Here is a 25,067-nt window from a genome sequence, read left to right as displayed (position 1 = left end):
ACGGGCTTCAAAGCCCTTGGATGAAGCGGTCTCCCGTCCGTTACCGCACCGGACACTCTAGCCGATCCGGCGCAATCCGGCGCAACATGACTTACAAGGATGACGGGATACAGCCGCTCCCTCCAGGCTACTTCGCAGGCGCCCTTGCAAAATCCACAAACGCCCGCAGCGCCGCGGGTAACTGGCGGCGGCTCGGATAATACAGGAAGAAGCCGGGATAGGCCGGGCACCAGTCGGCGAGCACGCGAGCCAACTTGCGTTTCGCCAACAACGCTTCCACCTGCGCTTCGAACACATAGGCAAGGCCAGCCCCGTCGAGCGCCGCGTCGACCATCAGGTCCTGGTCGTTCATCGTGAGAGGCCCCGTGACATCGATCGCGAGCTCGATGCCGCCGCGCTCGAATTCCCAGTGATAAAGCGCGCCAGAGGTGAAGCGGTAGCGGATGCAGGGCAGGCCTTTCAGGTCGCGCGGCGTGGCGGGTGGCTTGTGCGTCTTGAAGAAGGCAGGCGAGCCCACCACCGCAAAACGGTGACGCGGGCCGATCGGCACCGCGATCATGTCGGCCGCGATGGTCTCGCCAAAGCGCACGCCGGCGTCGAAACCGGCGGCGACCACGTCGATCAGGGCGTCGTTGATCACGATCTCGACGCTGACGTCGGGGAACGATTTCAGGAAGCGCGTCACGATCGGCAGCAGCACGAGCTGCGCCGACTGGCGCGCGGCGGTGAAGCGCAGCGTGCCGGCCGGCTTGCCGCGAAAATTGTTGAGGTCCTCGAGCGCGTCGTCGATGTCGCGGAAGGCCGGGGTGATGCGGGCAAAGAGGCGTTCGCCGGCCTCGGTGAGCGCGACGCTGCGGGTGGTGCGGTTGACGAGGCGCAGGCCCAGCCGCTCCTCGATATTGCGCAGGGCATGAGACAGGGCCGATGGCGTGACGCCAAGCCCCGTCGCCGCCGCGCGAAAACTGCGGTGGCGAGCGATGGCGAGGAAGGTCGCGAGGTCGGACGGGTCGATCCGCATTGATGAATTTTTCTCAGCAGGTCGCAAAATTTATAGCGGATTATCTCAGCTATGGCGAGCCGCTACACCTTGCCCATCGGCTCGGCACATCGCCGGGCCAATACGGAAAGGGCAACATCATGCGTGTCTGGTTCATCACAGGAGCGTCCCGCGGATTTGGCGCGCTGATCGCCGAAGCGGCGTTGAAGGCCGGCGACACCGTGGTCGCGACGGCGCGCGATCCTTCAACCGTCACCGCACGGCTCGGCTCTCACGAGCGCCTGCTGGCCACCCGGCTCGACGTCACCAGCGAGGCGCAGGCGCATGAAGCGGCAGGCCAGGCGGTGAAGCGCTTCGGGCGCATCGACATCCTCGTCAACAATGCCGGCTATGGCCTGTTGGGCGCGATCGAGGAAGCCAGCGGCGCGGAGACGCAAAAGCTGTTCGGCACGAACGTATTTGGCCTGCTCGGCGTCACCCGCGCAGTGCTGCCGCATATGCGCCGGCAGCGCTCCGGCCACGTCATCAACATCTCGTCGGTCGGCGGCTACACCGGGTATCCCGGCTGGGGCGTCTATGGCGCGACGAAGTTCGCGGTCGAGGGCCTCAGCGAGGCGCTGGCCGGCGAAGTCGCGCCGTTCGGCATCAAGGTGACCGTGGTCGAGCCGGGCTTCTTCCGCACCGACTTCCTCGACGAGACCTCGCTGTCGCGCACCGCGCAGGTGATCGACGACTATCACGAGAGCGTCGGCAAGACCCGCGCGCACACGGCCGACGTCAATGGCGGCCAGCGCGGCGATCCGCGCAAGCTGGCACAGGCCTTCCTGAAGTTGGTTGACGCCAAGAACCCGCCGCTGCGGCTGCCGCTCGGCAGCGACACCGTGGAGCGGATCGAGGCGAAACACATCTTCGTTGCGAGGGAGCTGGCGGGCTGGCGGTCGGTCGCGACCTCGACCGACTTCACCGACGACCGCGCTTAAGTGAGGGCAAAAAAAGGCCCGGCTCTGGTTTTGACCAGGCCGGGCTCGGAGTGATGTCAGGCCGAGGCTGAGGGGCTGTCGGCCTGACGGGAAAGGGCGGCGAGGCGCCAGCTCGCGCAGGGAATGTCTTTCGGCGCGACCACGATCTCCTTGTCGAAGCGCACCAGCTTCCAGTCGTCGGGATGATTGACGAAAGCGAAACCGGATTTGCGGGCGAGCGAGATCATGGTCTCGTTGGAGCGCAGCGTGTCGCCGAACATGTGCTCGGCACCAAGAGCTGCCGCGCGGCATTCGAGATTCTTCATCAGCGCGGTCGCGATGCCGTGGCCGTGCCAGCGGTCGTCGACCGACAGGCCGAACTCGAGGGTAGAAGTCTCGGCATGGAAGGCGTAGCGCGCTTCGGCGACGATGGTCTCGAAGCCGTCGACTATCTTGGTCGCGACGACAGTGAAGCGCTCACGCGCTCCAACGTCGAGGAATTCACCCAGCAGCCCCTTCGGCAATTCGCTGATCGCACCGAAGAAACGGTTGTAGCGGGAGCGGGTCGAGAGCGACCGGAAATAGTGCTGGAGTTCCTCGGTGTCGCGCGGCTCGACGAAGCGAACGTTGATCGCCTCGCCCTGCCGGGTGCGCAGCACGTCCGAATATTGCTTCAGATCTTCCAGGCGGAGGATGCTCATGACACGAGCCCTACAGAAAGAGGGACCGCCGGCGCCCCTGTGATCAGGCGGCGCCGGCCTGGCGGCCAATCAGGCCCGCCAGAAGGGTTTGTCAGCCTCGTAGGCGATGTCGGTCCAGGACAGGCCGACGTCGTGGAGATCGCGGGCCGTCCAGTTGGTCAGTTCGCGGCGGGTCCGGTAGCGCTCGTGCCAGACGTGAAGCGTCTCGCCGATTTGCTGGATGAGGCCGGGTGCATGATGATTTGTCATCGAATTGTGGGTCAAAGTAGACATTTTCAGCTCCTTGAGCTAACTTGACCGCTAATATCTGCTTGCCACCGCGCTGCGACAAACGACAATTTGTACCCCTTCGCATGAAATAACGTCATGCATCCTGCTGCCAGATGACTGCCAGATTGCCCTCCCTGAACGGATTGCGGGCCTTTGAGGCCGCCGCGCGCCATCTCAGCTTCACGCTGGCCGCGTCCGAGCTGAACGTGACCCAGACCGCGATCAGCCATCAGATCCGGCGGCTCGAGGAGGAGCTGGGCATCCGCCTGTTCGTCCGGCAGAACCGCGCGCTGGCGCTGACGCCTGAGGCGCGCGACTACCTCCCCGGCGTCCGCGCCGCCTTCAACGACCTCCGCCTCGCGACCGACCGGCTGCTGCGCAAGGACGATGACAAGGTGCTGACCGTCTCGACGTTGGCATCGCTCGCCGCGAAATGGCTGCTGCCGCGGCTGACCGATTTCCAGGAGCAGCATCCCGGCATCGACGTCCGCATCACCACCTCGACCAGCCTCGTCGATTTCCAGCGCGACAATGTCGATGCCGCGATTCGCTATGGCCGCGGTCAGTGGCCGGGCCTGCGCGCCGACTGGCTGATGGCGGACGAGCTGTTTCCGGTGTGCAGTCCGTCGCTGCTGCGCGGCGACAAGCCGCTGCGCCAGCCCGAGGATCTCCGGGGCTATCCGCTGCTGCACACCTCCAATGCCAACAGCGACGACTGGCGGCTATGGCTGACGGCGGCCGGCCTTCCGGGCGACATCGCCAGGCAGCCCGGCATCACCTTCGACATGATCTTCATGACCATCCAGGCCGCAATCGACGGCATCGGCGTGGCGATGGGGCGGACCTCCTACGTCCAGGACGACATCGCCAAGGGCCGGCTCGTGGTGCCCTTCAAGATCGCGCTGCCGGCCGATGCCGGCTTCTATCTGGTCGCCCCGGAGGGCCGGCGCGAAGCGCCGAAGCTGGCGGCGTTCCGCGAATGGATGATCGCTGCAACGCAGAATAAAGCCTGAAAAATCATCAGCTTCCGCGGTGAAATTGGTTGACTCGCCGCGCCCCGCGCGGGAGGGGTAGGACAGATTGTCGCAGCATCAATCTGTTGCCTTGCCGTGAAATGAGTTCCGGTCCGGCCACGTCTTCCAGGGAGTAACGTCATGGCTGGACCAGCAACCAATCCGCCCGAGATCAAGTCGCGCATCGGCGCAATCCTGCGCGCCACCTCAGGCAATTTCCTCGAGCAGTTCGATTTCTTCCTGTTCGGCTTCTATGCCGCCGCCATCGGCAAGGCGTTCTTTCCCTCCACCAACGAGACCGCCTCGCTGCTCAACACTTTCGGCGTGTTCTGGCTTGGCGCCTTGATGCGCCCCGTCGGCGCGATCGTGCTCGGCGCCTACATCGACCGCATCGGCCGCCGCCAGGGCCTGATCGTCACGCTCGGCATCATGGCCATCGGCACCGTCGTGATCGCGTTCTGCCCGAGCTACGCGACCATCGGCATCGCCGCGCCAATCATCGTGCTGGTCGGTCGTTTGCTGCAAGGCTTCTCCGCCGGCGTCGAGCTCGGCGGCGTGTCGGTCTATCTCGCGGAGATCTCCACGCCCGGCAATCGCGGCTTCTACACCTCGTTCCAGTCGTCGAGCCAGCAGGTCGCGATCTTCGTGGCCTCGATCCTCGGCTTCATCCTCTCCGAGGTGATGCCGGCCGACACCGTTGCCGCCTGGGGCTGGCGCATTCCGTTCTTCGTCGGCTGCCTGATCATTCCCTTGATCTTCGTCCTGCGGCGGACGCTCGAGGAGACACCGGCCTTCCTCGCCATGAAGAAGCATCCGACCGCAAGCGAGGTGTTCGCCTCCGCCTTCGCCAACTGGCGCATCGTCGTCCTCGGCATGATGATCGCGGTCCTGACCACGACGACGTTCTACTTCGTCACCGTGTACACGCCGACCTTCGGCAAGACCGTGCTGAAGCTCTCGACGCAGGACGCACTGCTCGTGACGCTGCTCGTCGCCGTGACCAACTTCTTCTGGAATCCGGTCGGCGGCGCGCTGTCCGACCGCATCGGCCGCAAGCCGGTGCTACTGGCCATCGCCTGCCTGACGCTCGTCACCGCCTACCCGGCGCTGCACTGGCTGGTAGCCGCGCCGACGTTTGGCAAACTGCTCGCGGTCGAGATGATGTTTTCGTTCTATTTCGGCGTCTACAGCGGCACCATGCTCGGCGCGCTGGTCGAGATCGTGCCGGCGCATGTGCGCACCACATGCTTCTCGCTTGCGTTCGCGCTCGCCGCCGCGCTGTTCGGCACCTTCACCCCGTTCGCCTCGACCTTGCTGATCGAGCATACCGGCGACAAGGCATCGCCCGGGTTCTGGCTGATGTTCGCGGCCGTGCTCGGCATCATCGCCGCGTCGGTCGTCTATCGCGGCGGCGGCAAGGCGGTGCCGACGTACGATACGGCGGCGGAGCCGGTTGCGGGGCATTGATAGTCACTTCGATCATCGTCGCCTCTTACCCTCCCCTGGAGGGGGAGGGTCGGCTCACATTGAGCGCAGCGAAAATGTGAGACGGGGTGGGGTGAAGGTCCCTCCGCGTCGAACGCTGCCCGTGGGGAGAGTTCACCCCACCCCGCTCGCGCTGCGCGCGATCACCCTCCCCCTCCAGGGGAGGGTGAAAGGTGCAGCTACAGCTCCACCACCACGTAGTCGCTCTCGACCTTCACCGTGACGGTCTCGGCGACATACGGCCCCTTCACAACGTTCGCACCCGGCTCGGCATGCGCCGGATAGGCCTTCACGCGGAAGCGGCGGGGGTCGCAATAGGACTGGCCGGTGCGGACGTCGAACTCCCAGCCGTGCCAGGGACAGCGGATGATCTCGCCGAGCTTGGTGTACTCGATCTCGCCGGGATCCTTTGATTGGGCCAGCCCGATGAGCGGGCCCTCGCACAGCGCCGCGCCCTGATGCGGGCAGCGGTTCATCAGGCCGAAATACTCGCCCTTGATGTTGAAGACCGCGATCGGCCGCCCGTCGATCTCCAGAAATTTTCGCGTGCCCGGCGGAAGCTCGTCGACGGGCGCAATCACATGCCGCGCCATGCTTTATGTCTTCCGCATGATCTGATCGAAAAACCGCTTCACACTTTTTCGGATCATGCGGCTATTCCGTAGAGCTTCTGCGCATTGCCGAGGTAGAACGCCTCGCGATTGGCCTCGCTTACGCCCGCCGGCAGCACGCGCGACGGCTCGTCATAGTCCCAATGCGGATAATCGGTCGCGAACAGAAGACGGTCCCAGCCGATCCATTTGATGACGTCGAAAAGATCCTCGCGCCGCTCCGGGTCCTCCATCGGCTGCGTGGTCCACCACACCTGCTCGCGGATATATTCCGACGGCGGCCGCTTCACATGCGGCACTTCGCTGCGCAGCCGCTGCCAGACCTTGTCGAGCCGCCAGGCAAGCGACGGGGCCCAGCCGAAGCCGGCCTCGATCATCACCATCTTCAGCTTCGGAAAGCGCTCGAACACACCTTCCAGAACAAGGCTCGCCAGCGCCGATTGCTGGCACTGCGAGTGGCCCACCATTTCCTCGATGTAATAGGAAGGCCATCCGGACGGCGTGATCGGATTGCCGCCGAAGCCGAAAGCATGCACGCCGACGGGAAGCCCCGCCTCTTCCGCAGCCTGATAGATCGGCCAGTAACGGCGCTGGCCGAGCGGCTCGACGTTGCGGCTGAGCAGGAGCACCTGCACGAAATTCTTGTCGCCGGCGCGCTCACGGATCTCGGCGGCGGCCGACAGGCCGTCCTCATTGCCGACGACGATCGAGGCCTTGAGCCGCCTGTCCTTCGAGGTCCATTTGTCGATCTGCCAGTCGTTGATGGCCGAGCACAGCGCCGCCGAGAGCTCGTGATTACGGATGCCTTGCCCCGTGTTGAGCGGATTGAGCACGCCGAATTGCACGTTGTTGGGATCGAGCAGCTGCTTCTGCATGAAAGGCAACGAAGAGCCCTGCGGCCCGCCTTCCGGCGGATAGGCGTCGCGGCGCGAGGCGTTGGGCTGGGCCTTCGGATAGGGCGGCCCTTCCATCATGCCTTGATAGGCATGGACACCGTAGACTTCGAGATGATGCTGCCAGCGTTTGGCGAGGTACGGATAAAGCTCGGTCCGGGTCGCGCGTGCCGGATGGATGTCGCAGTCCGCGATCGCGGTTTTGACGGTCTGTGGGGAAGCAGCTTCTAGGCTCTCGCGGAATTGGACATTCATCGCCTTGCCTCCTTTGGCAGCGGGCTCACGTCAGGCGGGGATAGGTTGCATGCGGATTGTCGATCATGATCTTGCGCACGAGATCGGGGGACAGACCTTCGGGCAGCGCGTCCTGGCCGTCGAACTGCCAGTGCGGATAGTCGGTGGAGAATAGAACCAATTCGTCCGACTGCATATGATCAAACAGGCGAATTAATGTCTCGGGTTCCGGCGGCACATCAAATGGCTGTAACGAGAACCGGATGTTGCTGCGCACAATGTCCAGCGGCGCGCGATCGACCCAGGGCGTCTCCATACGCACCCCGCGCCAGAACTTGTGCAGGCGCCAGAGATAGGGCGAGATCCAGGAGACGCCGGATTCGAGCATCACCATTTTCAGCCGCGGATATTTGGCGAACACGCCCTCGACGATCAGGCTGGTGAGCTGGGTCTGGAACGCCTGCGCCTGACCGACATAATCCTCGATGTGGTAGGAACCCCAGCCCACGGCAGTCGGCGGATTGTGATAAGCGGAACCCGCATGGATGCCGACCGGCAAATCGAGCCGTTCTGCGGCCTCGTAGATCGGCCACCACGCGCGCTTGCCGAGCGGCGTGTCGCCCATCACCAGCATCAGCACTTGCACGAAGCGCCGGTCCTGTGCGCAGCGCTCGATCTCGGTCACGGCCTTTTCCACACTTTGCGTCGGAATCACGATCGAGCCGCGCAGCCGTTGATCGCGATCGAGCCATTCCTTCACGAGCCACTCGTTCAACGCGCGGCAGAAGGCGGCCTGCAAATCTTCCGAGAACACCATCTGCACGCCGTAGAGCGGATTGCAGATGGCGTGCGTGAGCTGGAACGGATCGAGCAGATGACGCTGCATGTCCTTCAGGCTTTCGCCGGACTTGCCGGTTTCCGGCCGCCAATCGGGACGCGCGACGATCGGCGAATTCTGCGGATAGGATTGCGAGACAAGATCGACCATGCCGCGCGTCGTCACCTGATCGCGCCAATAGTCGTTCAGGTATGGCAGCAGGCTGGTCAGATGCGGCACGGCGGGATGCACGTCGCAATCCACCCCGCCGGCGATCAGGGACGCCATGACGTCTCCTTCACATTTCCTCGTCTTGTGGGGCAGCGCTTCGCGGCTGCCGTCTTCTGTCCCGCCATTCAAGCAGGCCTGCCCGCCGCCCGCAACTCGGCCAAGGCTTCTGTCGTATGCTAGGAAGGCTGGGCTCAGTTGCGAAGGAATAAGGGGTTTTAGGGATGAAAGAGCTCGTCGGCATTGCGGAACAGGTCGCGGCCAAACTGATCGCGCGCAAACAGACGATTGCAGTGGCTGAATCCTCGACCGGCGGCCTGATCTCGGCCAGCCTGCTCGCGGTGCCCGGCGCCTCCGCCTACTTCCTCGGCGGCGCGGTGGTCTACACCCGCGATGCGAGGCGTGTGCTGATGGATATTTCGGACGAAGGAATGAAGGGCTTTCGCTCCTCGTCGGAGCCGTATGCGAAACTCCTCGCCGAACAGATGCGCGGCCGCTTCGGCTGCGACTGGGGCCTCTCTGAGACCGGCGCCGCCGGCCCCACCGGCAACCGCTACGGCGATGCGGCCGGGCACAGTTGCATGGCAGTGTCCGGGCCCGCAACGGAGGTGATCACGCTGGAGACGGGCAACAATGACAGGTTTGCGAACATGCAGATGTTTGCGGCGACGGCGCTGAAGTTGTTGTTGAGGAAATTGGAGGGGTGAGCTGCCGCCGGTCAAGTGAATCGGACAGTCCTGCCATATCGTTGCTGTCATGCCCCGGTCAAGCCGGGGCATGACAGCGGAACATGGGGCGGCGCCTACCTCCCCAAATTCCGCATGAAAATCCGCACGACATATCCCTGCACCCGCGGCGCCTCATCATAGAGGTCCGATGCGATCCGCTCGATGGTTTCGCGCAGGGACAGAAACTGCGCCTGCCGCGCGCTGCTTTCGGTACCTTGCATGCCTGCGAGCTCGTCCATCGCGGCGTCGCTGATCTGGCACTGCACGGCGCCGTCTTCACTGGTCATGGTGAAGCGAAAGGCCAGCCGTTCAAGGTCATGGCCGATGATTTTGTCGCGCGTCAGCGGCATCCAATTGTCCCGTTCGCGCCCCCGAACCGGACAATGCTGAAAATCTGACGCCTTGTCACCATCCGCGCCGAAGAACATGGCGGCCATACGGCCCCCATCAGCCGGCTGCTCTCCAGCTTCAGTAGGCGAGCGCCGTGCCGGTCGGCTTGTCGAGCGCCGCGGCCAGCGATCGATACTCCTCACAATCCGTCCCGCAGATGGCAGCAATCCGGCTGAGATGATAGAGCGCCTGCTCGCGATTGCCCCGCTCGAGCTGCCACAGTCCATAGTACTGCCACGTCAGCACATGGTTCGGATCGGCCTTCAATGCGCGCTCGTACCAGACCTGCGACTGCTCGTAGTCGCCAAGCTTGCGGTAGGAGTAGCCGATGAGGTTGGCGACGTTCGGATGGTCGTCATGGCCAAGCGACTTCAATTGCGCGATCGCAGCCGCATAGTCGTTGCGCTCGTAGATGGTGTCATAGGCGACGCGGTAGCCGGCCGCGAATGCGGGATCGCCGATGCTGGACTGGTTGTTCGGCTTCTTGCCTTTCTGGGTTGCCTTGGTGCCCGGGCGCTTCGGATAGGTTGGCTGCGGCCTCTGATCCGAATAGGCGCCGGCATAGGGATCAGTGGAGCCGTTACCGCCGCCTCCCCCGCCTCCTCCGCCCGCGGCAAACACCGGCGAGCCCAGCAGCGCCGCCGCAAACGTACCCAGCGTGACGAGCTTGATCATCTTCGTGAACATCTCCGTCTCCTGTGCTGTTCAAGCGGCCCCTGACAACGTGATAACCCTGCCTTGGCAGCGATATTCCGGGGCACTGCGCTCACGGAGACGTCAGCATTCGTACGGCAGTTCTGTTGTCCTTTACTGGAACGCGACTTCGGCGAAGCTGCGAAGCTTTCGCGAATGCAGCCGTTCCGATTCCTGCTGCTTGAGCCGCTCCAGCGCCTTCAACCCGATCTCGAGATGCTGGCCGACGCGGCGGCGGTAGAATTCGCTGGCCATGCCCGCGAGCTTGATCTCGCCGTGGAGCGGCTTGTCGGAAACGCACAGCAGCGTGCCGTAGGGGACGCGGAAGCGGTAGCCGTTGGCGGCGATCGCGGCCGATTCCATGTCGAGCGCGACCGCGCGTGACTGCGACATGCGGCGGATCACCTCGGGCCCCGAGATCTCCCAGTTGCGGTTGTCGACGCTCGCGACAGTGCCCGTGCGCATCAGCCGTTTCAGCTCGAAACCTTCGAGGCCGGTGACGTCCTCGACCGCCTGCTCGAGCGCGACCTGCATCTCGGCCAGCGCCGGGATCGGCACCCACAGCGGCAGCTCGCGGTCGAGCACGTGGTCCTCGCGCACATAGCCGTGGGCGAGCACGTAGTCGCCGAGCCGCTGCGTGTTGCGCAGGCCCGCGCAATGGCCGAGCATCAGCCAGGCGTGCGGGCGCAGCACAGCGACGTGGTCGGTGACATTGCGCGCGTTCGACGGGCCGGTGCCGATGTTGATCAGCGTGATGCCGCGATAGCCTGATGTGACAAGATGAAAGGCCGGCATCTGCGGCGCGCGGACGGGCGCCACTCCGCTCGTTGCGCCACCGCCGCGCGTGATCACATTGCCGGGCGCGACGAAGGCGTCGAGGCCGGCTTCGCCGGACTGGAGCCGCTGCTGGCAGAGCTGCGCGAAGGCGTCGACGTAAAACTGATAGTTGGTGAAAATGACAAAGTTCTGGAAATGCTCGGGATCTGTGCCGGTGTAGTGATAGAGCCGCCGCAGCGAATAATCGACGCGGGCAGCCCGGAACAGGGACAGCGGCTCGGGCGCGCCCGGCTGAAGCTCGAAGGTACCGTCGGCGATGGAATCGTCCATGGTGGCGAGATCAGGCACGTCGAACGCATCGCGCAGCGATCGCGTCACAAGGGAATTCTCGCTGGTGGTGATGGCGGCTTCGATGTTGATGTCGCGGCGATAGGCGAAGTGGATCGGGATCGGCTCGGCAGATTCGCCGATCTCGACGGGAACGCCGTGGTTCTGGATCAACAATCCGATCTGCTCGGTGAGATAGGCGCGGAACAGATCCGGCCGCGTGACGCTGGTCTCGTGCACGCCGGGGCCGGCGACGAAGCCGTAGGCGAGACGCGAGTCCAGCCGCGCATGCGTCGCGGTGGTGAGGCGAACGAAGGGATAATAGGCCCGCACCCGCGTCGTGATCGCCTCGCCGTTGACGTAGGCCTCGAACCGGTCGCGCAGGAATTTCGTGTTGCGCTCGTAGATTTCCTCGAGGCGGGCGACGGCGAGGACGGCGTCGGTGAAGGATTTGGTGGCGATGGAGGGTGGGGATTGCATTGTTCGACCGCCGGGTTGCTGGGCTTGAGTCGAACTATAGCAAAGAACGGTGGTGATCGTCAGCGAAGGACGGCTTGCGCATCACGCTCCGCCGTCATGCCCCGGCTTGACCGGGGCATCCAGTACGCCGCGGCGCCCGGGTTCAATCACAGCCGCTTCTGGAATACTGGATCGCCCGGTCAAGCCGGGCGATGACAGTGAGTGTGCGGCGCGCTCCGGGATGACGCGCTCTCGCGCGTCACTTCTCGCGGAATGCCCGCATCAGCTGGTCGTGCAGCGGCTTCATCAGATAGGACAACATGGTGCGGTCGCCGGTCTGGACGAAGGCTTCCGCCGGCATGCCGGGGATCAGCTTGGAGTCGCCGAGCTTGGCGACCTCTTCCGGGGACATCGACACGCGGATGGTGTAGTAGCTCTGGCCGGTGCGCTGGTCGGTCGTGACGTCGGGTGAAACGCGGCTGACGACGCCGTTGAGCTCGGGCGTGGTGCGCTGGTTGAACGCGGACAGGCGCAGCAGCGTCTTCTGGCCGATCTGGAGCTTGTCGATATCGACGGGATTGACCTTGGCCTCGACCTGGAGATCGTCCGCCTGCGGCACAATCAACATAAGGGCATCGCCGGCGGTGACGACGCCGCCGACGGTATGCACCGTCGATTGCAGCACCATGCCATCCTGCGGCGCACGGATATCGACGCGGCGGAGCTGGTCTTCGGCCGCGACCTTGCGCTCGATCAGCTCGCCGGTCTTGTCGTTGGTCTCGCGCAGATCCTTGGAGACCTCGCTCACCATGTCCTTGTCGACCTGGATGATCTGAAGCTCGGTCTCGGTGATCTTGCCCTTGGCCTGCGCGCGCGATGCGATGTATTGCGCGCGCTCGCCATTGAGGCGGGCGCTGTCGCGCTCGAGCGCGGTCAGGCGCGAGATCTGCACCAGGTGCTTCTCGTAGAGATCGCGCACGCCTGTGAGCTCCTGCTGCACCAGGGCGATTTCCCTGTCCTTGGCCTTCTCCTGCGCGGAGAGGCCCTCGATCTCCTCGTTGAGCTGCTGGATGCGCTCGCGGAGCTGCGCCTTCTGCCCGGCGCGGCCGTTGACGCGGACGTCGAACAGCTTGGTTTCGGCGGAGAGCAGGTTCTTGACGTCGGGATCGTCGCCGCGATCGAGCAGCGATTGCGGGAACTCGATCTTGTCGACACCGCGCTGCTCGGCCTGGAGCCGCGCCGTGCGCGCCAGTGCTGCGTCGAGATTCTTGGTGACGATGGCGAGGTTCGCCTTGGTGACGGTGTCGTCGAGCCGCACCACGATGTCGCCGGCCTTGACCACGTCGCCGTCGCGGGCGCGCAGCTCGCCGACCACGCCGCCGGTCGGATGCTGCACCTTCTTGACGTTGGATTCGACCACGACCTGGCCCGGCGCGATCAGGGCCCCCGAGATCTGCACCGTCGAGGCCCAGCCGCCGAGGCCGATGACGAGGGCCGCCACGATGACCAGTCCGAGCATCAGGTGAAACCTGATCGAATCCCGCACGGTCCTCTTCGCGGCTGGCTTTCCGCCGCCGATAGCCATCGTGCTCATGACTTGGGCACTCCGCCTTCGCTGACGATCTTGATCGGTGCCGGCGGCGTCACGCGCGGCTGGAGCACCTGGGCAAGCACCTGCTCCTTAGGCCCAAAGGCCTGCATACGTCCGTCGCGCAGCACCAGGATCTGGTCGACCGCCTCGACGCCGATCGGGCGGTGCGCGACCACGATGACGATGGCACCGCGTTCGCGGGCGGCACGGATGGCGCGGGTCAGCGCCTCGTCGCCTTCGGTGTCGAGATTGGAATTCGGCTCGTCGAGCACGATCAGGAACGGGTTGCCGTAGAGCGCGCGCGCCAGCGCCACGCGCTGCGCCTGGCCTGCGGAGAGCGCGGTGCCCTGCTCGCCGACCTGCGTGTTGTAACCCTCACGCATCTTGATGATCATCTCGTGCACGCCGGCTTCCTTGGCCGCGGAAATGATGCCATCAGAGGTGGCCTCGGGATCGAAACGGCTGATATTCTGCGCGATGGTGCCGCCGAACAATTCGACGTCCTGCGGCAGATAGCCGATATGGCGGCCGAGCATGTCGGATGACCATTGGTCAAGCGCCGCGCCGTCAAGCCGCACCTTGCCGCGGACCGGATGCCAGACGCCGACCAGCGCCCGGATCAGCGACGATTTGCCGGAGCCGCTCGGCCCGATCACGCCGAGGCCATTGCCGGCGGCGAGCGCGAAGGTGACGTCCTGCACGATGAGGCGCTGATCGCCCGGCGGCACCATGGCGATGCCTTCGACCGAGAGCCGGCTGGTGGGCGCCTGCAACTGGGTCGGCATCGTCTGCGCCGGCATCTGCTCCAGCAGACGCGTGAGGCGCTGCCAGCTCTGACGTGCCGCGACAAAGGATTTCCAATGCGCGATGGCGAGATCGACCGGCGCAAGCGCGCGGGCGGAGAGGATCGAGCCGGCGATGATGATGCCGGCGGTTGCCTCCTGGTGGATGACGAGATAGGCGCCGACCGCGAGCACGGCCGATTGCAGCATCATGCGCAGCACTTTTGCGACCGCGCCGAGACCGCCGGCGACGTCGCTCGCACGCTGGTTGCCATCGAGGTATTTTTCGTTGGCCTCGCTCCAGCGCTGGTTCATCCGGCCGGTCATGCCCATCGACACCATGACTTCGGCGTTGCGCCGGCTGGAGGCGGCGAGATCGTTGCGCTGGGCGGCAAGGCCCATCGCCTCCTTCGCCGGCTGGCGAGACAGGAACTCGGTGACCAGAGTCAGCCCGACCAGGATGATGGCGCCGATCAAAGCGGTCACGCCGATCAGGACGTGGAAGGCGAAGCAGATGGCGAGATAGAGCGGCAGCCAGGGCAGGTCGAAGAACGCGCTCGGGCCCATGCCACCGAGGAAGGACCGGACATTGTCGAGGTCGCGCAGCGGCTGCAGGCCTTCGTTGCGGCTGCCGACCAGGAGCGGCAGGCGCACGATGGTGTCGAACACGCGCTTGTTGAGGGCCTCGTCCAGCGCGGTGCCCACGCGCCCGAGGATCCGGTTTCGGATCATGTCGAGCACGCCCTGCGCCATATAGAGGAAGCTGGCGAGGATGATCAGGCCGACGAGCGTCGGAACGCTGCGGCTCGGCAGCACCCGATCGTAGACCTCCAGCATGAAGATCGACCCGGTCAGATAGAGCAGGTTGATCATGCAGCTCATCAAGCCCACGCCGACGAACGCCGTGCGACAAGCGCGCAAGGCGTCACCGAGCTCTGAACGGCGAACGCCAGGTACGGCTGCCATCAGTCTGATCTCTTTCCAGATGAGGGGCCGGAGCCCCCGATTTCACAGGCGGTTCAGGGGTACTCGACCCGGATTAACATCGTATTCCCCTGCAACCAGCGCAGCCGATTTAATCCAGAACCCTGATGGGCCACATCAACTCCTGACGGCCCAGCACGCAAGTCCGGTATTTCACAGTCTTTGCGGCTTTTTATAGCAGACATCGCGGCCTCTCCCCAGCGGGGGAGAGGCGAAAAAGCTCACTGAGCCAATGTGACGCTAGAACCGGCCGCCGCCGCGCACCAGCCGCACCACCAGGAGCAGAATGACGGCGCCGATGGCGGAATAGACGATCTCGGAGACGAGGCCGGTGCCAAGGCGGATGCCGAGTTTCGGAAACAAGAGGCTCGCCACCAGCGCGCCGCAGATGCCGATCACGATGTCGCCGATGATGCCGAACCCGGCGCCCCGCACGATCTTTCCGGCCAGCCAGCCGGCAACCAGGCCGACGAACAGGATGACGAGCAGGCCTTCGTTGGAAATGTGCATAAGTGAGGTCCCCTCTTCCGTGAATGCCCCGCATGGAACGGGAACCGGGATGAATGGGGTCTGAATGCTGTTCCCCGCGACCGAGTTGCGCGTGCGGAGACAAAAATGTCGAAAACAACCCCATGCACAGTAGAAGCGGCCCCGGCGATTGGCGGCCGGTGAACTGTGACAACTCGGTGTTGCCGTAGAGGAATTCTGACGTGGCGCGCATTTCGGAAGTGAGCGGCCCACCGCTCGCTCATTTTGCGAGAATTGGCCGCTATGAAGAGAACTGTCGTCGGCGCTACGTCGCCGCCACCGACTCCGCCAGCACGCATCTCGCCGCCCTACCCGGCCCAACCTCCACATTGGCAGGCAATTGCTCCAGACAGCGCGGCTGGGCGACCTTGCAGCGGGGGGCGAAGGAGCAGTTGTGGGGCTTTTCGGCCAGCGACGGCGGGGTGCCCGGGATGGTTTCCAGCCGCGCTCCCCGCTTGGCACCGTGGATGGTGGAGGCGAGCAGGCCCCTGGCGTAGGGGTGCACCGGCGTGCGGACGATGTCGCGGAGCGTGCCCTGCTCCACGATCTGGCCGGCATACATCACCGCAACGCGGTCGCAGATCTCGATCGCGACGCCGATGTCGTGGGTGACGAAGATGACGGACATGCCGAACTCGCGCTGCAGCTCGCGCAGCAGCAGCAGGATCTGGATCTGCACGGTGGCATCGAGCGCAGTGGTCGGCTCGTCCGCGAGCAAGATCTTCGGACGGCAGGCGAGCGCGAGTGCGATCATCGCGCGCTGGCGCATGCCGCCGGACATCTCGTGCGGATAGGCATCGAGCCTGCGCTTTGCGGAGGGAATGCGCACGACCTCGAGCATTTCGAGCGCCCTCGCCCGCCCTTCCGCAAAGCTCTTGCCCTCGTGACGCACGACGCTTTCGGCGATCTGCGCGCCGATGGTGTAGACCGGATCGAGCGCCAGCGCGGGCTCCTGGAAGATCATCGAGACGGTCTGGCCACGAAACGACGACAGCTCCTCGTCGTTCATGGCCAGCACGTCGCGGCCCATCACGTTGACCTTGCCCGAAATCTGCGTGCGCTTGCGCGGCAACAGCCGCATCAGCGCACGCAATGTCACGCTCTTGCCCGAACCGGACTCGCCGAGCAGGCCCAGCACCTCGCCGTCACCAAGCGAGAGACTGAGATCGTTCACGGCATAGACCGTGCGCTCCCCGGTGAAGCGGATGTTGAGGCCTGAGATCTCGACGAGCTTTGTCATGACGGAAGTTTGGGTACCCGGTCGTGATAGTCGGTGACGCGCTGGAATGCCGCGCCGATGGTGAGCAGGGTCGCTTCATCGAAGGAGCGGCCGATCAGCTGCATGCCGATCGGCAGGCCGCTCGTGGTGAAGCCGGACGGAATGGTGAGCGACGGCAGGCCCAAAAAATTCACCGGACGGGTGAACAGTGTCAGGCGCTGCACCATGGCCGGCGCGTTCGGACCGCCGCCGACATCGCTCTCCTCGATCGTCGGCGCCGGCACGGGCGACGCCGGTGCGATGATCGCATCAACACCGGCCGTCGCTGCATTGTGTGCGGCGAGTGCCGGACCGCGCCAGCGCATCGCCTCCAGATAAGTGATGGCGGGGACGGCGAGACCGTTCTGGAGCCGCATCAGCACCTGCGGCCCATAATCCTGCGGACGCTCGATCATCCAGCGCTTGTGAAAGGCGGCAGCTTCCGCGGCGAGCACGAGCTGGCTTGCGGAAGACAATTGCCGCTGGTCCGGCAGCTCGACTGTGAGGATGTCGGCGCCCTCGCGCTTGAGCACGGCGATGGTCTCATCCAGCACGCGCGCGACCTCGCCGTCGAGATCGTCGACATAGAACGAGGCGGGCACGCCGATTTTCAGACCCTTCAGCGAGCCCTTGGTCGCAGCAACGTAGTCCGAGAGCGGCTCATGGCTACAAGTCGAATCCGCAGGATCGGCGCCGGCCATCAGCGCCAGCAGCAGAGCGCAATCTTCAGCAGTTCGCGCGAGCGGACCGACGGTATCGAGCGATTGCGACAGCGGCATCGCGCCGGCGCGGCTGACGCGGCCGACCGTGGTCTTCAGCCCCGTGACGCCGCAGAAATGCGCGGGCATGCGGATCGAGCCGCCGGTGTCGGAGCCGAGCGCCGCGAACGTCAGGCGCGCCGCGACCGACGAGCCGGAGCCCGACGAGGAGCCGCCGGTGATGTGCGCGACGTTCCAGGGGTTGCGAACCGGGCCATAATGGGCGTTGTGCCCCGTCGGGCCATAGGCGAATTCGGCCAGATGCAGCGTGCCGAGGCGGACCTGGCCGGCATCCTTCAGCCGCTGCAAGGCCGTCGACGTCACGGTCGGCACGAAATCGCGGCGGATCAGCGAGCCGCAGGTCGAGACGTGGCCTGCGTCGTAATACATGTCCTTGTGCGCGAGCGGCACGCCATGCAGGGGACCGCGGACGTTGCCCTTGGCGAGCTCGGCGTCGGCGGCATTGGCGGCCTTCAGCGCGGGCTCGGCCTCAATCGACATGAAGGCGTTGAGTTGCGGCTGCCACTGCGCAATGCGATGCAGAAGCGCGCGCGTCACCTCCTGTGAGGACACCTGCTTCATCGCGATCGCGCGCGCGACCTCCGTGAGCGTCATCAATGCAGGCTCGGTGCTCATTTCGACACCTTCTGCGTCTGCGCGATCGGATAGAGTGCGGGCTCGAGATCGAACGGCAGCGTGCCGGCGATGGCCGCAAAGCCTTCGAAGGCGGGCCCGATGGAATTGGAGATGCGCGTCGCGATCTCGTCATCCACGGGGACGCCGGCGATCTGCGCGATCGGCTTGATCTCTTTAGGTGTCGGTCTTGTCATGCTGTTTCCTCTGCGGGCGCGCGGCTATGGCCTGAACCCGGAATTGCCATGTAGCACGCGGCCTCATGGCCCATTCTATCGACGGCCGTGAGCTTTGGTGCTGCATTTGCGCAGAGCGGCTCCGCAAACGCGCAGCGGGTGTGGAAGCGGCAACCCGGGGGCGGGTCGATCGGATTGGGCGGATCGCCCGTGATCGGCGGTTTTTCGGTGCGACGATCCGGGTCCGACGACGGCATCGCGGCAAGCAGCGCGCGGGTATAGGGATGCGCAGGGTTGTCCCAGACCTGGTCGACCGGACCGAGCTCGACGACCTCGCCGAGATACATGACGAGTACGCGGTCTGAGATGTAACGGACGACGTTGAGGTCGTGGCTGATGAAGAGATAGGTCAGGCCGAACTCGCGCTTGAGATCGGCCAGCAGATTGAGCACCTGCGCCTCGACGGATTTGTCGAGCGCGGAGACGGCTTCGTCGAGGATAACCAAGCGCGGTGACAGAGCGAGCGCACGCGCGATGTTGACGCGCTGGCGCTGGCCGCCGGAAATCTCGTGCGGATAGCGGTTGGCGAAGTTTTCCGGGCGCAGGCCGACCTTGCCGAGCAGCTCGCGCGCCAGCGCCCGCGCCGTGCCATCGGCCATGCCATGCACCTTCGGGCCGAAGGCGATGGATTCCTCGATGGTGAGGCGCGGATTGAGCGAGGCGTAAGAGTCCTGGAACACCATCTGCATGCCGCGGCGCAGCTCGCGCAGCGACAGCGACTGGCCGACGGTCATGCCGTCATAGATGATGTCGCCGGTATCGCGCGGCATCAGATGCATCAGCAGCCGCGCGGTGGTCGACTTGCCGCAGCCGGATTCGCCGACGATGCCGACAGTCTCGCCCTTCGCGACGGAAAAGGAGACGTTATCGACAGCGCGCACGGTACGCTTTGGGGCGAACAGCCCGCCGCGCACGGGGAAGTGTTTGGTCAGGCCGTTGACCTGAAGCAACGGCTGCGCGACGCCGCCGACGTCCTCGACCGGCTCCAGCATTTCTACGGATGTGTTGCTCTCGCTCATGGCTAGTTCCTGATGTCCATGGCGCTGCGCAGGCCGTCCGAGAGCAGGTTGAAGCAGATCGACACCGCGAAGATCATCGCACCGGGAAGTGCCGCGACCCAGGGATTGACGTAGATCGCGGTGCGGAGCGTGTTCAGCATCAGGCCCCATTCCGGCTCGGGCGGCTTGGTGCCGAGGCCGAGGAAAGAGAGACCGGCGGCAAGGATCATCGAAACCGAAATGAGACTGGTGGCATAGACGAAGATCGCACCCAGGACGTTGCCGAGGATGTGCACCCGCATGATGGTGAAGGGCCCCGCGCCGGAGGCGCGCGCGGCCTCGACGAAATCCATGTTGCGCACGCCGGTGGTGACGCTCTCGGCGACGCGGGTGATCTGCGGCACGAACACGACGGTCAGCGACACGATGGAGTTCAGAATGCCGGCCCCGAGAGCGCCGGAGATCGCGATCGCCAGCAGCACGGAGGGAAAGGCATAAAACACGTCAATCGTGCGCATGATCGCGGTGTTGAGCTTGCCGCCGACATAGCCGGCGACGAGGCCGAGCGAGGTGCCGATGCAAAAGGCAAGGATCACAGGCAGGATGCCGATGACCAGTGACAGCCGCCCGCCATAGATCAGCCGCGCCAGCATATCGCGGCCGAGCTCGTCGGTGCCGAGCGGGTAGCCTGCTGTGCCGATGTGGCGGAGGCGGCGGATCATCGAGCCCTTGTAGGGATCCTCAAGTCCGAGCCACGGCGCGAGCACCGCGGACAGGAAAATCAGCAGCAGCACCAGCGCGCAGGCCATGCTGACCTTGTCGCGGGTGATGCGGCGGCCGACGGTCGCCCAATAGCCGCGCGCCTTGGTCGCGGGCGCGGCCTGGAGCGCGGCATCGGCGGTGGCGGACAACGGAAGCTCGCTCATCGGCTAGCCCCGCTTGATGCGCGGGTCGATCGCGGCTTGCGCGATGTCGACCAGCAGATTGAGGAAGACGAAGAACAGCGCCAGGATCAGGATCGTGCCCTGCAGCAGCGGGAGGTCGCGCTGGAAGATCGCCGAGTTGAGCAGGAAGCCCGAGCCCGGCCAGGAGAACACGGTCTCGATCAGGATCGAGCCGCCAAGCATGTAGCCGAGCTGAAGCCCCATCACCGCGAGCGCAGTGGGCGCAGCGTTCTTGATGACGTGACGGAACACGCCGGTTTCGTACAGGCCTTTTGCGCGCAATGCCTCGACAAAATCCTGGCTGAGGATGTCGCCGGTCAACGCACGCACGGTGCGGGTGACGATGCCCATCGGGATCACCGATGTCGTGATCGCCGGCAGCACCAGATATTTCAGATGCGCCCAGTCCCAGGCCCAGGAGTTGGAGCCGTTCGGTCCGGCGCCGACCGCGGGCAGCCAGTTGAGCTGGACCGAGAAGATGATGACGAGCACCATGCCGAGCCAGTAATGCGGCACGGAGACGCCGGCGATGGCGAAGGAGGTCGCGACCTTGTCGATCCAGGTCTCGCGGAAATAGCCGGCGATCAGGCCGAGCAGGATGCCCATCGTGAAGCCGATAATGGCGGCCGCAACCGCGAGCGTGACAGTATTGCTGACCGCGCGCATGACCTCGGCGAGCACAGGACGCCCGGTCGCGATGGAATTGCCGAGATCGCCATGAAGGGCACGAAGCAGCCAAAGCCCGAACTGCACGGGCAGCGGGCGATCAAAACCATAGGCGGCGCGGAGCTGCGCGGCGAGCTCCTGCGACGCGTCGGCCGGCAGCACCGCAACGAGCGGATCGCCCGGCGTGATGTGCACGAGCAGAAAGCACACCAGCGCCACGCTGATGACGATCGGGATGACGTAGACGATGCGGCGAGCGATATAGGCGAGCACTGATTGACCTAACGTGATGTCGCACGATTGGGTGCGCGGGCTTGAGTAAGGGACGCGCGATGCGAGGGTTCCCTCCCCCCTTGCGGGGGAGGGTTAGGGAGAGGGGTGGCCACACAGGGACCGCCCGTGTGAACCCCCTTCCCCAACCCCTCCCCGCAAGGGGGAGGGGAGCCCTACCAGCGTGCTCGCCTCACGGCGTCATCGACACCAGCGAGAAGTCGATGAACCAGCTCTTGGGCTGCACGACGCCCGTCACCTTCGGGCTGATGGCGCGGGGGCCGACATCGTGGGCGACGTAGAGGAAGGCGGCGTCGTCGACCGAGGCCGCATGCAGCTCGGCGAGCGCTGCGTCACGCGCGGCGGGGTCGAAGGTCTGGCGTGCCTTCTTCACGAGATCGTCGAACTTGGGTTCGTTGATGAAGCCCCAATTGTTCGAGACCGGCGGCGCCATGCCCGATTGCAGGAAGCGCACCAGCGCGAAGAACGGGTCCATCGCCGCATAGGTGACGTTGGTCGCGTTCGAGCCGTTGGCGCTGGGATCCTTGGCGCCGCGGCGCCAGTTGGTGAACAGCGTGTTCCACTCGATGACGTCGAGCTTCACGTCGAAATAGCATTCGGCGAGCGCCTGCTGGAGATATTCGTTCATCGGCAGTGGCTGCATCTGGCCCGAGCCCGACGCCGACGTCTGGATCTTCACCGTCAACTTTTTGCTCGGACCAAAGCCGGCCTCCTGCATCAGCTTTTGCGCAGCCGCCTTGTCGTATTTGATCTCGAAAGCCGGCTTGCCGCGCCAGGGATGGCCGGGCTCGAAGGTGCCGGTCGCCGCCACCATCAGGCCGGCGAGCAGGCCGTCCTTGAGACCTTCGCGATCGACGCAGAGGTTGGCGGCCTTGCGGACGCGGATGTCGTTCCAGGGCGAGCCCTCGACGCGCGAGAACTGCCACGGCCAGACGTGCGGCTGCTCATTGGCGTAGAGCTTGAAGCCGCGCTGCTTGAGCTCGGGCAGCGCGTCCGGCGCCGGCGCCTCGACCCAATCGACCTGTCCGGAGAGCAGTGCCGCGGTGCGCGCGTTCGCCTCCGGCATCGGCAAGAGCACCATCTTGTCGACCTTGGGCACGCGCGCCTTGTCCCAATAGGCCGCGTTCTTGACCAGCTCGAGCCGCTCGCGCGGCGTGAAGCTCGCCATCTTCCACGGGCCGGTGCCCGAGGCGTCCTTGGCGAACGCGGTCCAGGCTGCCTGCGACTTCGCCTTGGCGTCAGCGCCTTCGGCCTTGTCATAGAAGGCCTGCCACTTCACCGGGCTCGCCATGAACAAATTGGTGAGGTTGATCGGCAGGAAGCTGTCGGGCTCCTTGGTGGTGAGCTCGACCGTCATGTCGTCGATCTTCTTGGCGGAGGCCAGCGTCGGCATGCGCGATGCGGTGACGCCGACCTGGCTGGCGTCGAACTGCGGCGCGTCTTGCTTCAGCACCTTCTCGACATTCCACACCACCGCATCGGCGTTGAACGGCGAGCCGTCATGGAAGGTGACGCCGGGGCGCAGCTTGAAGATCCACTTGGTCTTGTCGGCATCGTCGACCTTCCACTCGGTCGCAAGGCCGGGGATCACCACGCTCGCCTTGTCGGCCGAGGACAGGTCCCAGCCGGTGAGCGCGTCATACATGGTGAGGCCGGTGAAGCGGTTGCCTTCAAAACCCTGATCGGGCTGGCCCAATGTGCGCGGAATATCGGCAGCGGTCATGCCGATCCGCAGCACGGTCTCTGCACTGGCCGCGCGCGGCCATGCGGCCGCACTCGCCAGGGCCAGCGCCGCAATCAGCGCCGCGCGTGTCGTTGTCTTCATAAGCATAGCCTCAGTCCCTTTCCGGCTTCCGATGATTAATTTTGATGCAATCGTATGCAATGGCTATGCCAGCAGGCTAATTTATTCTGCAGATTGGCCCTGCGGCGACAAGTCCATGTTGTCGCGCACTGGCGCGAGCCCCGCGCTGCCTATTCTGGCATCAAGATTGCAGGTTTGGCCCGGATTTCTTCCTGGGAGCCTTGGGCCATGCGTATCCGCTTATCGACCAGCCTCGCCGTGCTTGCACTGACGCTGTCCGCAATCGCCGCACGCGCCGAAACGGTGGTGCGCTACGGCATCTCGATGGCGGACATCCCGCTGACGACCGGCCAGCCCGATCGCGGCGCGGGCGCCTATCAGTTCACGGCCTACACGATCTACGATCCGCTGGTCGCCTGGGAGATGGACGTCGCCGACCGCCCCGGCAAGCTGGTGCCCGGGCTCGCCACCGAATGGAAGGTGGACGATGCCGACAAGACCAAATGGCGCTTCACGCTTCGCAAGGGCGTGAAGTTTCACGACGGCAGCGAGTTCAACGCCGATGCGGTGATCTGGAATCTGGACAAGGTGCTCAACGACAAGGCGCCGCAATTCGACAAGCGGCAGAGCGCGCAGGTGAAGACCCGCCTGCCTTCGGTCGCGAGCTACGCCAAGATCGACGATTTCACGGTGGAGATCACGACCAAGACGGTCGATTCCTTCTTTCCCTATCAGATGCTGTGGTTCCTGGTCTCGAGCCCGGCGCAGTACGAGAAGCTCGGCAAGGATTGGGACAAGTTCGCGAGCCAGCCCTCCGGCACCGGTCCGTTCAAATTGACCAAGCTCGTGCCGCGCGAGCTTGCGGAGCTCACGAAGAATCCGGACTACTGGAACACGAAGCGGATTCCGAAGGCCGACAAGATCGTGCTGGTGCCGATGCCGGAAGCGCTGACGCGCACCAATGCGCTGCTCGCAGGCCAGGTGGACCTGATCGAGACGCCGGCGCCGGACGCCGTGCCGCAGCTGAAAGCTGCCGGCATGAAGATCGTCGACAACGTCACGCCGCATGTCTGGAACTATCATCTTAGCGTACTTCCGGGCTCGCCCTGGACCGACATCCGCCTGCGCAAGGCGCTGAACCTTGCGATCGATCGCGAGGCGGTGGTGGGCCTGATGAACGGTCTGGCAAAGCCGGCCAAGGGCCAGGTAGACCCGTCGAGCCCGTGGTTCGGCAAGCCGAGCTTCGAGCTGAAATATGATCTGGCCGCGGCCAAGAAACTGGTCGAAGAGGCCGGCTACTCCAAGGCGAAGCCGCTGAAGGCCACTTTCATCATCGCCCAGGGCGGCACCGGCCAGATGCTGTCGCTGCCGATGAACGAATTTTTGCAGCAAAGCTTCAAGGAGATCGGCATCGACATCGACTTCAAGGTGGTCGAGCTCGAGACATTATATACGCATTGGCGCAAGGGCGCGGCCGACGAGATGAACGCCGGCATCACCGCCAACAACATCGCCTATGTCACCTCCGACCCGCTCTACGCCATCGTCCGCTTCTTCGCCTCAGACCAGATCGCGCCGGTCGGCGTGAACTGGGGCGGCTACAAGAACCCGAAGGTCGACGCGCTGATCAGCGAGGCCAAGCAGACGTTCGATACCGCCAAGCAGGACGATCTGATTGCCCAGGCGCACGCGCTGATCGTCGACGATGCCGTGCTGGTCTGGGTCGTCCACGACACCAACCCGCACGCGCTGTCGCCGAAGATCAAGCAGTTCGTACAGGCGCAGCACTGGTTCCAGGATCTGACGACGATCGGAACGGAGTGAGGCGGCGGCAAACGCCGGCGTCGTAAGGTGGGCAAAGCGGAAGCGTGCCCACCACCTTAAGCCGACACGAGGAGATATGGTGGGCACAGCGCTTGCGCGCCTTTGCCCACCCTACGGGAGTTGATGTTTGACGCAGGCTGGCGCGTCGAACTCAACCGTCGTCCCGGGCAAGCGCAACGCAGACCCGG

General features: G+C 64.8%; 24 protein-coding genes. 5 read left to right on the top strand and 19 right to left on the bottom strand.

Annotated features, from left to right (window positions below; translation table 11 throughout):
* Window positions 1-127 precede the first annotated feature (127 nt).
* Window positions 128-1,018 carry a LysR family transcriptional regulator gene (locus tag JQ627_RS33950; protein ID WP_212488709.1) on the bottom strand — a complete coding sequence of 297 codons (891 nt, stop codon included), beginning with the start codon at window positions 1,016-1,018 and terminating at the stop codon, window positions 128-130.
* A 119-nt stretch (window positions 1,019-1,137) separates the two neighbouring features.
* Here JQ627_RS33950 and JQ627_RS33945 point away from each other — a divergent pair, with 119 nt between their 5' ends.
* Window positions 1,138-1,977, top strand: coding sequence for an oxidoreductase (locus JQ627_RS33945; protein ID WP_212488715.1), 840 nt, complete (start codon window positions 1,138-1,140; stop codon window positions 1,975-1,977).
* A 56-nt stretch (window positions 1,978-2,033) separates the two neighbouring features.
* On the opposite strand, the gene JQ627_RS33940 is transcribed toward JQ627_RS33945, so the two are convergent.
* A complete protein-coding gene (locus tag JQ627_RS33940) occupies window positions 2,034-2,657 on the bottom strand; it encodes a GNAT family N-acetyltransferase (protein WP_212488708.1) in 624 nt (207 codons plus the stop codon).
* A 69-nt stretch (window positions 2,658-2,726) separates the two neighbouring features.
* Window positions 2,727-2,930, bottom strand: coding sequence for a DUF1127 domain-containing protein (locus JQ627_RS33935; protein ID WP_014498412.1), 204 nt, complete (start codon window positions 2,928-2,930; stop codon window positions 2,727-2,729).
* Window positions 2,931-3,040: 110 nt separating this feature from the next.
* Here JQ627_RS33935 and JQ627_RS33930 point away from each other — a divergent pair, with 110 nt between their 5' ends.
* Window positions 3,041-3,940 carry a transcriptional regulator GcvA gene (locus JQ627_RS33930; protein ID WP_212488707.1) on the top strand — a complete coding sequence of 300 codons (900 nt, stop codon included), beginning with the start codon at window positions 3,041-3,043 and terminating at the stop codon, window positions 3,938-3,940.
* A gap of 141 nt (window positions 3,941-4,081) precedes the next feature.
* On the top strand, window positions 4,082-5,407 hold the full coding sequence (locus JQ627_RS33925) for an MFS transporter (RefSeq protein ID WP_212488706.1): 1,326 nt from the start codon (window positions 4,082-4,084) through the stop codon (window positions 5,405-5,407).
* 197 nt (window positions 5,408-5,604) lie between these two features.
* Here the strand turns inward: JQ627_RS33925 and JQ627_RS33920 are convergent, their stop codons facing one another.
* The 3 genes from JQ627_RS33920 to JQ627_RS33910 are packed head-to-tail and all read right to left on the bottom strand — an operon-like array spanning window position 5,605 to window position 8,268.
* Window positions 5,605-6,018, bottom strand: a complete 414-nt coding sequence (locus JQ627_RS33920; protein WP_212488705.1) for a Rieske (2Fe-2S) protein — start codon at window positions 6,016-6,018, stop codon at window positions 5,605-5,607.
* Between the two features lie 53 nt (window positions 6,019-6,071).
* Window positions 6,072-7,184 (bottom strand): amidohydrolase family protein, encoded by a 1,113-nt coding sequence (locus JQ627_RS33915; protein ID WP_212488704.1) that lies wholly within the window; start codon window positions 7,182-7,184, stop codon window positions 6,072-6,074.
* A gap of 25 nt (window positions 7,185-7,209) precedes the next feature.
* Entirely contained in the window at window positions 7,210-8,268 is a 1,059-nt protein-coding gene (locus tag JQ627_RS33910) for an amidohydrolase family protein (protein ID WP_212488703.1), read from the bottom strand.
* 164 nt (window positions 8,269-8,432) lie between these two features.
* Between JQ627_RS33910 and JQ627_RS33905 the strand changes: the two genes are divergently transcribed.
* Entirely contained in the window at window positions 8,433-8,915 is a 483-nt protein-coding gene (locus tag JQ627_RS33905; protein ID WP_212488702.1) for a CinA family protein, read from the top strand.
* A gap of 95 nt (window positions 8,916-9,010) precedes the next feature.
* On the opposite strand, the gene JQ627_RS33900 is transcribed toward JQ627_RS33905, so the two are convergent.
* From JQ627_RS33900 to JQ627_RS33840, 13 genes are all read right to left on the bottom strand, one after another.
* Window positions 9,011-9,286 carry a DUF1488 family protein gene (locus JQ627_RS33900; protein ID WP_212488714.1) on the bottom strand — a complete coding sequence of 92 codons (276 nt, stop codon included), beginning with the start codon at window positions 9,284-9,286 and terminating at the stop codon, window positions 9,011-9,013.
* A 118-nt stretch (window positions 9,287-9,404) separates the two neighbouring features.
* Window positions 9,405-10,013, bottom strand: a complete 609-nt coding sequence (locus tag JQ627_RS33895) for a lipopolysaccharide assembly protein LapB (RefSeq protein ID WP_212488701.1) — start codon at window positions 10,011-10,013, stop codon at window positions 9,405-9,407.
* Between the two features lie 120 nt (window positions 10,014-10,133).
* Window positions 10,134-11,603: an AMP nucleosidase gene (locus JQ627_RS33890; protein ID WP_212488700.1), complete on the bottom strand. Its 1,470-nt coding sequence runs from the start codon at window positions 11,601-11,603 to the stop codon at window positions 10,134-10,136.
* 238 nt (window positions 11,604-11,841) lie between these two features.
* Window positions 11,842-13,176 carry an HlyD family type I secretion periplasmic adaptor subunit gene (locus tag JQ627_RS33885; RefSeq protein WP_212488699.1) on the bottom strand — a complete coding sequence of 445 codons (1,335 nt, stop codon included), beginning with the start codon at window positions 13,174-13,176 and terminating at the stop codon, window positions 11,842-11,844.
* A complete protein-coding gene (locus JQ627_RS33880) occupies window positions 13,173-14,921 on the bottom strand; it encodes a type I secretion system permease/ATPase (RefSeq protein ID WP_212488698.1) in 1,749 nt (582 codons plus the stop codon). Before JQ627_RS33880 ends, JQ627_RS33885 begins: the two co-directional genes overlap by 4 nt.
* 258 nt (window positions 14,922-15,179) lie before the next feature.
* Window positions 15,180-15,449, bottom strand: coding sequence for a GlsB/YeaQ/YmgE family stress response membrane protein (locus tag JQ627_RS33875; protein ID WP_212488697.1), 270 nt, complete (start codon window positions 15,447-15,449; stop codon window positions 15,180-15,182).
* A gap of 283 nt (window positions 15,450-15,732) precedes the next feature.
* Complete coding sequence (locus tag JQ627_RS33870) at window positions 15,733-16,707, bottom strand: ABC transporter ATP-binding protein (RefSeq protein ID WP_212488696.1); 975 nt, start codon at window positions 16,705-16,707, stop codon at window positions 15,733-15,735.
* Window positions 16,704-18,119: an amidase gene (locus tag JQ627_RS33865; RefSeq protein ID WP_212488695.1), complete on the bottom strand. Its 1,416-nt coding sequence runs from the start codon at window positions 18,117-18,119 to the stop codon at window positions 16,704-16,706. The genes JQ627_RS33870 and JQ627_RS33865 overlap by 4 nt, the downstream gene beginning before the upstream one ends.
* On the bottom strand, window positions 18,116-18,313 hold the full coding sequence (locus tag JQ627_RS33860; protein WP_018321359.1) for a hypothetical protein: 198 nt from the start codon (window positions 18,311-18,313) through the stop codon (window positions 18,116-18,118). Before JQ627_RS33860 ends, JQ627_RS33865 begins: the two co-directional genes overlap by 4 nt.
* The gene (locus tag JQ627_RS33855; protein WP_212488694.1) at window positions 18,310-19,371 is read right to left on the bottom strand and encodes an ABC transporter ATP-binding protein; all 1,062 of its coding nucleotides are present in this window, start codon (window positions 19,369-19,371) and stop codon (window positions 18,310-18,312) included. The genes JQ627_RS33860 and JQ627_RS33855 overlap by 4 nt, the downstream gene beginning before the upstream one ends.
* Window positions 19,372-19,373: 2 nt before the next feature.
* On the bottom strand, window positions 19,374-20,276 hold the full coding sequence (locus JQ627_RS33850; RefSeq protein WP_212488693.1) for an ABC transporter permease: 903 nt from the start codon (window positions 20,274-20,276) through the stop codon (window positions 19,374-19,376).
* Between the two features lie 3 nt (window positions 20,277-20,279).
* Window positions 20,280-21,233, bottom strand: a complete 954-nt coding sequence (locus JQ627_RS33845) for an ABC transporter permease (RefSeq protein WP_212488692.1) — start codon at window positions 21,231-21,233, stop codon at window positions 20,280-20,282.
* 190 nt (window positions 21,234-21,423) lie between these two features.
* Entirely contained in the window at window positions 21,424-23,082 is a 1,659-nt protein-coding gene (locus JQ627_RS33840; RefSeq protein WP_212488691.1) for an ABC transporter substrate-binding protein, read from the bottom strand.
* A 201-nt stretch (window positions 23,083-23,283) separates the two neighbouring features.
* Between JQ627_RS33840 and JQ627_RS33835 the strand changes: the two genes are divergently transcribed.
* Window positions 23,284-24,879: an ABC transporter substrate-binding protein gene (locus JQ627_RS33835; protein WP_212488690.1), complete on the top strand. Its 1,596-nt coding sequence runs from the start codon at window positions 23,284-23,286 to the stop codon at window positions 24,877-24,879.
* Window positions 24,880-25,067: the final 188 nt, after the last annotated feature.

It is taken from the genome of Bradyrhizobium liaoningense, from assembly GCF_018130785.1.
Classification (GTDB): Bacteria; Pseudomonadota; Alphaproteobacteria; order Rhizobiales; family Xanthobacteraceae; genus Bradyrhizobium; species Bradyrhizobium liaoningense_A.
This window is presented reverse-complemented; position numbering and strand designations above follow the sequence as displayed.

What these genes read in the sequence shown, in the direction of transcription:
- JQ627_RS33865 (WP_212488695.1), bottom strand. Translation starts at nt 18,119, where the DNA reads ATGAGCACCGAGCCTGCATTGATGACGCTCACGGAGGTCGCGCGCGCG.
- JQ627_RS33880 (WP_212488698.1), bottom strand. Translation starts at nt 14,921, where the DNA reads ATGGCAGCCGTACCTGGCGTTCGCCGTTCAGAGCTCGGTGACGCCTTG.
- JQ627_RS33855 (WP_212488694.1), bottom strand. Translation starts at nt 19,371, where the DNA reads ATGAGCGAGAGCAACACATCCGTAGAAATGCTGGAGCCGGTCGAGGAC.
- JQ627_RS33940 (WP_212488708.1), bottom strand. Translation starts at nt 2,657, where the DNA reads ATGAGCATCCTCCGCCTGGAAGATCTGAAGCAATATTCGGACGTGCTG.
- JQ627_RS33890 (WP_212488700.1), bottom strand. Translation starts at nt 11,603, where the DNA reads ATGCAATCCCCACCCTCCATCGCCACCAAATCCTTCACCGACGCCGTC.
- JQ627_RS33945 (WP_212488715.1), top strand. Translation starts at nt 1,138, where the DNA reads ATGCGTGTCTGGTTCATCACAGGAGCGTCCCGCGGATTTGGCGCGCTG.
- JQ627_RS33875 (WP_212488697.1), bottom strand. Translation starts at nt 15,449, where the DNA reads ATGCACATTTCCAACGAAGGCCTGCTCGTCATCCTGTTCGTCGGCCTG.
- JQ627_RS33835 (WP_212488690.1), top strand. Translation starts at nt 23,284, where the DNA reads ATGCGTATCCGCTTATCGACCAGCCTCGCCGTGCTTGCACTGACGCTG.
- JQ627_RS33850 (WP_212488693.1), bottom strand. Translation starts at nt 20,276, where the DNA reads ATGAGCGAGCTTCCGTTGTCCGCCACCGCCGATGCCGCGCTCCAGGCC.
- JQ627_RS33905 (WP_212488702.1), top strand. Translation starts at nt 8,433, where the DNA reads ATGAAAGAGCTCGTCGGCATTGCGGAACAGGTCGCGGCCAAACTGATC.
- JQ627_RS33915 (WP_212488704.1), bottom strand. Translation starts at nt 7,184, where the DNA reads ATGAATGTCCAATTCCGCGAGAGCCTAGAAGCTGCTTCCCCACAGACC.
- JQ627_RS33885 (WP_212488699.1), bottom strand. Translation starts at nt 13,176, where the DNA reads ATGAGCACGATGGCTATCGGCGGCGGAAAGCCAGCCGCGAAGAGGACC.
- JQ627_RS33870 (WP_212488696.1), bottom strand. Translation starts at nt 16,707, where the DNA reads ATGACAAAGCTCGTCGAGATCTCAGGCCTCAACATCCGCTTCACCGGG.
- JQ627_RS33910 (WP_212488703.1), bottom strand. Translation starts at nt 8,268, where the DNA reads ATGGCGTCCCTGATCGCCGGCGGGGTGGATTGCGACGTGCATCCCGCC.
- JQ627_RS33900 (WP_212488714.1), bottom strand. Translation starts at nt 9,286, where the DNA reads ATGCCGCTGACGCGCGACAAAATCATCGGCCATGACCTTGAACGGCTG.
- JQ627_RS33925 (WP_212488706.1), top strand. Translation starts at nt 4,082, where the DNA reads ATGGCTGGACCAGCAACCAATCCGCCCGAGATCAAGTCGCGCATCGGC.
- JQ627_RS33895 (WP_212488701.1), bottom strand. Translation starts at nt 10,013, where the DNA reads ATGTTCACGAAGATGATCAAGCTCGTCACGCTGGGTACGTTTGCGGCG.
- JQ627_RS33860 (WP_018321359.1), bottom strand. Translation starts at nt 18,313, where the DNA reads ATGACAAGACCGACACCTAAAGAGATCAAGCCGATCGCGCAGATCGCC.
- JQ627_RS33930 (WP_212488707.1), top strand. Translation starts at nt 3,041, where the DNA reads ATGACTGCCAGATTGCCCTCCCTGAACGGATTGCGGGCCTTTGAGGCC.
- JQ627_RS33935 (WP_014498412.1), bottom strand. Translation starts at nt 2,930, where the DNA reads ATGTCTACTTTGACCCACAATTCGATGACAAATCATCATGCACCCGGC.
- JQ627_RS33950 (WP_212488709.1), bottom strand. Translation starts at nt 1,018, where the DNA reads ATGCGGATCGACCCGTCCGACCTCGCGACCTTCCTCGCCATCGCTCGC.
- JQ627_RS33840 (WP_212488691.1), bottom strand. Translation starts at nt 23,082, where the DNA reads ATGCTTATGAAGACAACGACACGCGCGGCGCTGATTGCGGCGCTGGCC.
- JQ627_RS33920 (WP_212488705.1), bottom strand. Translation starts at nt 6,018, where the DNA reads ATGGCGCGGCATGTGATTGCGCCCGTCGACGAGCTTCCGCCGGGCACG.